Raw genomic sequence first — 6,968 nt, 5'->3', positions numbered from 1 at the left:
AGATGCTCCCCCTGAAGGGGGAGCTGTCGCGGAGCGACTGAGGGGGAAGTGATCGCGGCATATCTGCAGCAACTTCCCCCTCCGGCCCTCCGGGCCACCTCCCCCTTCAGGGGGAGGGTCTTGATTCAACACTCCACCCGGTTCACCGACAGGCCCACCGCCAGCCCGCCCAGCGAGGTCTCCTTGTAGATCTCGTTCATGTCCTCGCCGGTGCGCTTCATCGTGGCGATGACCTTGTCGAGGCTGACCGAATGCTGGCCGTCGCCGAGCAGGGCCAGGCGCGCGGCGTCGATGGCCTTGATGGCGCCCATGGCGTTGCGCTCGATGCAGGGGATCTGGACCAGACCGCCGATCGGGTCGCAGGTGAGGCCGAGGTTGTGCTCCATGCCGATCTCGGCGGCGTTCTCGATCTGGGCGTTGGTCCCGCCCAGGGCGGCGCAGAGACCGCCGGCCGCCATGGAGCAGGCCACGCCAACCTCGCCCTGGCAGCCGACCTCGGCGCCGCTGATCGAGGCGTTGCGCTTATAGAGCGCGCCGATCGCCGCCGCCGTCAGCAGGAACACCCGCGCCTGTTCCGGCGTGCCCTTGTGGAAGCGCATGAAGAACCGCAGCACGGCCGGCACCAGGCCCGCCGCGCCGTTGGTCGGGGCGGTGACGACGCGGCCGCCGGCGGCGTTCTCCTCGTTGACCGCCATGGCCCACAGGTTGACGAAGTCCATGGCCGCCAGCGGATCGCTCATCTGGCGCTCCATCCGGCCAAGGATGGTCTGGTGGATCTGGCGGGCGCGGCGCTTGACCGACAGGCCGCCGGGCAGGATGCCGTCCTCGCGCATGCCCCGGTCGATGCAGGCCTCCATGGCCCCGAAGATGCGATCGAGGCCGGCGTTCATCTCGCCCTCGCTCATCCGGGCCAGCTCGTTGGCGGCCATCACCTGGGCGATGGTCAGGCCGGCCTGGTCGGCGCGCTCCAGGAGGTCGGCCGAGCTTTCGAACGGGAACGGGATGGCCGGGCCTTCCTCGGGCGGCGCATTGCGCCCCATCTCGCTCTCGTCGCGCACGAAGCCGCCGCCGATCGAGAAATAGGTGCGCTCCATCAGCAAGGACCCTTCAGCGTCGAAGGCGCTGAAGGTCAGGGCGTTGGGGTGCTGGGGCAGGCGCTCGTGGCCGGCGAAGACGATGTCGCGGGCCTCGTCGAAGCCGATCCCGACCTCGCCGCCGAGCAGCATCCACTGGGTGGCCTTGGTCTGCGCCAGCGCCGCCTCGCCGGCGTCGGGATCGAGGTCGGCGGGGGCGAACCCCATCAGGCCCAGGATCACGGCGCGATCGGTGGCGTGGCCTTTGCCGGTCAGGGCCAGCGACGCATAGAGCCGGGTCTCGACCCTGGCCGTGAGGGCCAGCTTGCCAGCGGCGCGCAGCCGCTCGACGAACATCACCCCCGCCGTCATCGGCCCCATGGTGTGGCTGCTGGAAGGGCCGACGCCCAGCTTGAAGAGATCGAAGACGGAGGCGGTCATTGTAGGGAATTCACAAAATAGATCGTCATCCCGGAAGCGCCGCAGGCGCTATCCGGGACCCAGGGGCGGTGCGCACGGCCCCTGGGTCCCGGCTCTACGCCGCGCTCCGGCCGGGATGACGGCTGAGGGAGCGCGTTGGGGGGGTATTGCTCTTACTTCCGTTCGGCCTTGGTCTTGTCGCGCAGGTCCTTGAACTCCGAGCCCGCCTGCCACTCGGGCCACACGCGGGAGTTCGCCAGGTCGGCGCCGACCTTGTAGAACAGGCCGATGTCCATGGCCTGGCCCGACAGGTCCCAGTCCGCCGACCATTCGTCGGCCGGCTGGTGGTAGCGGTTGGTGGTGTAGTCTTCCTCGGCCTTCTCGCCGGCTTCCTTGCCGCCCTTCACGAGATCATTGCCCGAGCCGACCGAGATGGCCGGCACGCCGCGCTTGGCGAAGGGGAAGTGGTCCGAGCGGTAGAAGTGGCCGGCCTGCGGCGTCGGATCGGGCGTGAAGTAGCGGCCCTCTTCCTTGGCCTTGGCCACCAGCATGTCCTGCAGATCGACCTTGCCGTCGCCCGAGGTGGTGACGTCCTTGGCCGGACCGGCGGCCGACAGGGCGTCGATGTTCAGGTCGGCGACCGTCTTGGCCAGCGGGAACAGCGGGTTGGCGGCGTAGTATTCCGAGCCCAGCAGGCCCTTTTCCTCGGCCGTCACGGCCAGGAACAGCACCGAGCGCTGCGGCGCGGGGCCGGCCTTGAAGGCGCGGGCCAGTTCCAGCAGGGCCGCGATGCCGTCGGCGTTGTCGACCGCGCCGTTGTAGATCTTGTCGCCCCTGGCGTCCGGCAGACCCACGCCCAGGTGGTCCCAGTGGCCGCTGTAGATGATGCTCTCGTCGGGGAACTTGGTGCCCTTCACCCGGCCGGCGATGTTCTTGGACACGATCACCTGGTGGTCGACGGCGTAGTCGGCCGAGAAGGTGGCCTTCAGGTCCACCGGCTTGAAGTCGCGGGTCTGGGCCTGCTGCTTCAGGGCCTCGAAGTCGAGACCGGCCTGCTTGAAGAGCTCGACGGCCAGGTCGCGCTGGATCCAGCCTTCCAGGGCCGGGTGGCTCTTGGAGGGATCCTTGCGGACGATGTCGAACATCGTGTTGGTGTTGGAGTTCTTGACCGTGTTCCAGCCGTAGGAGGCCGGGGCGGTCTCATGCACGATCAGCAGGCCGGCGGCGCCGCGGCGGGCGGCCTCTTCGTACTTGTAGGTCCAGCGGCCGTAATAGGTCATGGCCTTGCCGCCGAAGTCGCCCTTACCGGTCTCGAAGTCCGGGTCGTTGATCAGCACGACGACGATCTTGCCCTTGACGTCCAGGCCCTTGAAATCGTCCCAGTTGCGCTCGGGCGCGGTGACGCCGTAGCCGGCGAAGACCAGCGGCGCGTCCTTGATCGACACCTTGTCGACATTGGTCATGGCCGCGCGGATGGCGATCTGCTCGCCCTGGGCCAGGTTGATGTGGTTGGAGGCCGTCATGATGTGGGCGGCGACCGGGCCCTTGATCTCGAACTTGCCCAGCGGCACGTCCTGGGTCCAGGCGCGCTTGCCGTCCTTTTGCAGGTCGCCGGCCGGCTCCAGGCCGATCGCCTTCATCTGCTGGGTGATGTAGGCGACGGTCTTCTTCTCGCCCTCGGTGGCCGGGCCGCGGCCCTCGAATTCGTCCGAGGACAGCACCTTGATGTGCTGCGACAGCTTGGCAGGATCGATCTTGGGCGCCTCGGCGGCATGCGCGAGCATGGGCGCGGCGATCAGGGCCGTGGCGAGGAGAAGGCGTTTCATCGTCGCTGTTCTTTTCGAGCGGTTCATTCGAAGGCGCGGACCCTAGCGGGTGGTTTTGACCGCCGCTAGGGGGTGGGGAGAAAGTGGGCTTGCTTCAAAGACCCTCTCCCTGAAGGGGGAGGTGTCGCCGAAGGCGACGGAGGGGGAAGATCCTTCTGAAACAGCCGCCACTCCCCCCTCCGACCGCTTCGCGGCCACCTCCCCCTTCGGGGAGAGGGTCTGGGGAACCAGCGCTGCCCCCTCAGTCGCTCCGCGACAGCTCCCCCAGAGGGGGAGCATCTTCTGGGGGCGGCGTCGATAGATCCTCCCCCTCTGGGGGAGGTGGCCCGGAGGGCCGGAGGGGGTCTTCTCAGACCCCCGCCAACACCCCCGCGAACACCGCCGGGTCCACGTTCCCGCCCGACAGCACGATGGCGGCCGTCTGGTCGGACAGGTCGATCTTGCCCGACAGCGCCGCCGCCAAAGCCACGCAGCCGCCGGGTTCGACGACGAGCTTGAGGTTCATGAACGCCCAGCGCATGGCGCTCGCCACCTCGTCGTCGGTGACGGCCGCGATGCCCGTCAGGGTGCGGCTGTTGATGGGCCAGGTCAGGGCGCCGGGGATCGGGGTCAGCAGGGCGTCGCAGAACGAGCGGGCGTCGGGGTCGATCACCTCGCGATGGCCGCTGCCCAGCGAGCGGCGGGTCTCGTCGAAGCCGGCCGGTTCGGCGCCCCAGACCTGGGTGGCGGGCGAGAGAGCCTTAACGGCGGTCGAGGTTCCGGCGATCAGCCCGCCGCCGCCGACGGGGCAGAGCACCTTGTCGAGGGTCGCGCCGGCCGCCTCGGCCTGGGCGATGATCTCCAGCCCCACCGTGCCCTGGCCGGCGATGATGTGCGGATCGTCGTAGGACGGCACGACGATCATCCCGCGCTCGGCCGCAATCTCGGCCGCGATGGCCTCGCGGTCTTCCTTGAAGCGGTCGAAGAAGCGGATCTCGGCCCCGAAGCCCCGCGTGGCCTCGACCTTCACGCCGGGCGCGTCGAGCGGCATGACGATCAGGGCCGGCAGGCCGAGCTTGCGGGCCGCGAGCGCCACGCCCTGGGCGTGGTTGCCCGACGAGAAGGCGACGACGCCCCTGCCCTTCTCTTCGTCCGACAGCTGCGAGAGGCGATTGTAGGCGCCGCGGAACTTGAAGGCCCCGGCCAGCTGCAGGGTCTCGGGCTTGACGAAGATCCGTCCCGACAGGCGCTCGGACAGGGCGGCGCTTTCGAGCAAGGGCGTGACGACGGCCTGGCCCTGAAGGCGGGCGGCGGCGGCCTGGATGTCGGCGAGCGAGACGGTCATGAGGCTGTCCACCGGCGGCTGCGTCTTCGCGGGAACAGCCCCGCGACAATCGACCGCACCGCTACTAGCTCGCGCCGGAAGTTCGCGCCATAAGGGAGCCGAAGACTGCTGAGGGGCTCTCACACCATGAAGACCGCACTGCTGGCCGCCGCGGCCTGCGCCGTCCTGACGCTCGCCGCCGGTACGGCCGCCAGCGCCGGCGAACTGATCGTCGGCGCCTACAAGCACGACGTCACCTTCATCGGCGAGGCCGTCGGCCTGGGCGCCGCCGGCCGCGAGGACGGCGTCGATCTGCACGTCGGCTACCGCACCGATCGCCTGGAAAACCTGCGCTGGCTGGGCAAGCCGCAGGTCCACGCTTTCCTGTCGCTGAACAGCGAAAACACCTCGAACTTCGTGGCCGCCGGCCTCAGCTGGCCGATCGACTTCGGCGACAAGGGCGGCTTCTATTTCCGCCCGGGCATGGGCCTGGCCTATACCGACGGCGAGACCAACCTGCCGCCGGTGAACCAGCCCGGCATCAGCCAGGCCGAGATCGATCGCCGTCTCAAGCTCTACTACACCCGCATCGATTTCGGCTCGAAGGTGCTGTTCCAGCCGGAGCTGAACCTGGGCTACCGCTTCAACGACCGTTGGGCGACCGAACTGTCCTACGTGCACCTGTCGAACGGCCAGATCTTCCACCAGGGCAAGAACCAGGGGCTTGACGATCTGGGCGTGCGACTGCTTTACGCCTTCTGACTTCGCGGGGGCCGCCTGACGGCCCCCTCCTGTCGCCGCACAATCTGATGAACGTCCGCCGCCGAGTCCTGTCGAAGGGCCGCGGGCGCTACCGGGCAGGTGACAAGGCATATCTCTATCATGGCCAACGTGACCGTCGTGGGCGCCCAATGGGGCGACGAGGGCAAGGGCAAGATCGTCGACTGGCTCTCCAACCGGGCCGACGTCGTCGTGCGCTTCCAGGGCGGCCACAACGCCGGCCATACGCTGGTGGTGGACGGCAAGGTCTACAAGCTCGCTTTGCTGCCCTCGGGCGTGGTGCAGGGCAAGACCTCGGTCATCGGCAACGGCGTCGTGGTCGATCCCTGGCACCTGCTGGGCGAGATCGCCAAGATCGCCGACCAGGGCGTGGCCATCACGCCCGACGTGCTGATACTGGCCGACAACGCCGCCCTGATCCTGCCGCTGCACCGCGACCTGGACCAGGCGCGCGAGGCCGCCTCCAGCCAGAAGATCGGCACCACCGGCCGCGGCATCGGCCCGGCCTACGAGGACAAGGTGGGCCGTCGCGCCATCCGCGTCGCCGACCTGGCCGATCCCGAAGCCCTGAAGCCGAAGATCGAGCGCCTGCTCAGCCACCACGGCGCCCTGCGCCGCGGCCTTGGCCTGCCCGACGCCGACGCCGGCGCGCTGTTCGACCAGCTGATGGAGATCGCGCCGCAGATCCTGGCCTACGCCCAGCCCGCCTGGCGCGTGCTCGACCAGGCCCACAAGGCCGGCAAGCGCATCCTGTTCGAAGGCGCCCAGGGCGCCCTGCTGGACGTCGACCACGGCACCTATCCGTTCGTCACCTCGTCCAACACCGTCGCCGGCCAAGCGGCCGCCGGTTCGGGCATGGGCCCCAAGGGCCCGGGCTACGTGCTGGGCATCGTCAAGGCCTACACCACCCGCGTCGGCGAAGGCCCGTTCGCCTGCGAGCTGCAGGATGAAGTGGGCAAGCACCTGGCCACGATCGGCCGCGAGGTCGGCGTCAACACCGGCCGTCCGCGCCGCTGCGGCTGGTTCGACGCGGTGCTGGTGCGCCAGTCGGTGGCCATCAACGGCATCGACGGCATCGCCCTGACCAAGCTGGACGTGCTGGACGGGCTGAAGACCCTGAAGATCTGCGTCGGCTACAAGATCGGCGACAAGATCCTCGACTACCTGCCCGCCGGCATGCGCGACCAGGCCGCCGCCGAGCCGGTCTACGAAGAGATCGAAGGCTGGAGCGAAAGCACCGCCGGCGCCCGCTCGTTCAAGGACCTCAACGCCAACGCCATCAAGTACGTGCGCCGCGTCGAGGAACTGATCGGCGCCCCGGTGGCCCTGCTCTCCACCAGCCCCGAGCGCGACGACACCATCCTGATGCGCGACCCGTTCGCGGGGTAGCCTTTTGAAACCTCTCCCATGGGGAGAGGGAGGGGCCCGCGCCGTCAGGCGTGGGAGGGTGAGGGGGTAGGACGTCGGCCGTCCCATCCCCCTCGCCCCCTGCCCTGTCCGGAAAGTCTGTAACCCCTCACCCTCCCATGCTGCGCATGGGCCCCTCCCTCTCCCTATGGGAGAGGT

The 6,968-nt window shown here is 69.0% G+C and carries 5 protein-coding genes; 2 read left to right on the top strand and 3 right to left on the bottom strand.

The features are described from left to right. Positions 1 to 125 precede the first annotated feature (125 nt). The 3 genes from DMC18_RS06070 to DMC18_RS06060 form a co-directional block, all read right to left on the bottom strand. Positions 126 to 1,514 carry an L-serine ammonia-lyase gene (locus tag DMC18_RS06070; RefSeq protein WP_110120503.1) on the bottom strand — a complete coding sequence of 463 codons (1,389 nt, stop codon included), beginning with the start codon at positions 1,512 to 1,514 and terminating at the stop codon, positions 126 to 128. A 152-nt stretch (positions 1,515 to 1,666) separates the two neighbouring features. Then, on the bottom strand, positions 1,667 to 3,319 hold the full coding sequence (locus DMC18_RS06065) for a M28 family metallopeptidase (RefSeq protein ID WP_110120504.1): 1,653 nt from the start codon (positions 3,317 to 3,319) through the stop codon (positions 1,667 to 1,669). A gap of 349 nt (positions 3,320 to 3,668) precedes the next feature. Further along, entirely contained in the window at positions 3,669 to 4,643 is a 975-nt protein-coding gene (locus DMC18_RS06060; RefSeq protein WP_110118352.1) for a threonine/serine dehydratase, read from the bottom strand. A gap of 126 nt (positions 4,644 to 4,769) precedes the next feature. On the opposite strand from DMC18_RS06060, the gene DMC18_RS06055 reads away from it, so the two are divergent. Together DMC18_RS06055 and DMC18_RS06050 are read left to right on the top strand one after the other, a co-directional pair. Beyond that, complete coding sequence (locus tag DMC18_RS06055) at positions 4,770 to 5,384, top strand: acyloxyacyl hydrolase (RefSeq protein ID WP_110118349.1); 615 nt, start codon at positions 4,770 to 4,772, stop codon at positions 5,382 to 5,384. 120 nt (positions 5,385 to 5,504) lie between these two features. Then, positions 5,505 to 6,791 carry an adenylosuccinate synthase gene (locus tag DMC18_RS06050; protein ID WP_110118348.1) on the top strand — a complete coding sequence of 429 codons (1,287 nt, stop codon included), beginning with the start codon at positions 5,505 to 5,507 and terminating at the stop codon, positions 6,789 to 6,791. Positions 6,792 to 6,968 lie beyond the last annotated feature (177 nt).

Origin of the sequence: Caulobacter sp. D5 (assembly GCF_003185805.1) — a bacterium.
In the GTDB taxonomy this organism is placed as follows: Bacteria; Pseudomonadota; Alphaproteobacteria; order Caulobacterales; family Caulobacteraceae; genus Caulobacter.
Note: the sequence above shows the minus strand (reverse complement) of the source record. Positions and strands in the feature narration are given on the sequence as shown.

What these genes read in the sequence shown, in the direction of transcription:
- DMC18_RS06070 (WP_110120503.1), bottom strand. Translation starts at nt 1,514, where the DNA reads ATGACCGCCTCCGTCTTCGATCTCTTCAAGCTGGGCGTCGGCCCTTCC.
- DMC18_RS06065 (WP_110120504.1), bottom strand. Translation starts at nt 3,319, where the DNA reads ATGAAACGCCTTCTCCTCGCCACGGCCCTGATCGCCGCGCCCATGCTC.
- DMC18_RS06060 (WP_110118352.1), bottom strand. Translation starts at nt 4,643, where the DNA reads ATGACCGTCTCGCTCGCCGACATCCAGGCCGCCGCCGCCCGCCTTCAG.
- DMC18_RS06055 (WP_110118349.1), top strand. Translation starts at nt 4,770, where the DNA reads ATGAAGACCGCACTGCTGGCCGCCGCGGCCTGCGCCGTCCTGACGCTC.
- DMC18_RS06050 (WP_110118348.1), top strand. Translation starts at nt 5,505, where the DNA reads ATGGCCAACGTGACCGTCGTGGGCGCCCAATGGGGCGACGAGGGCAAG.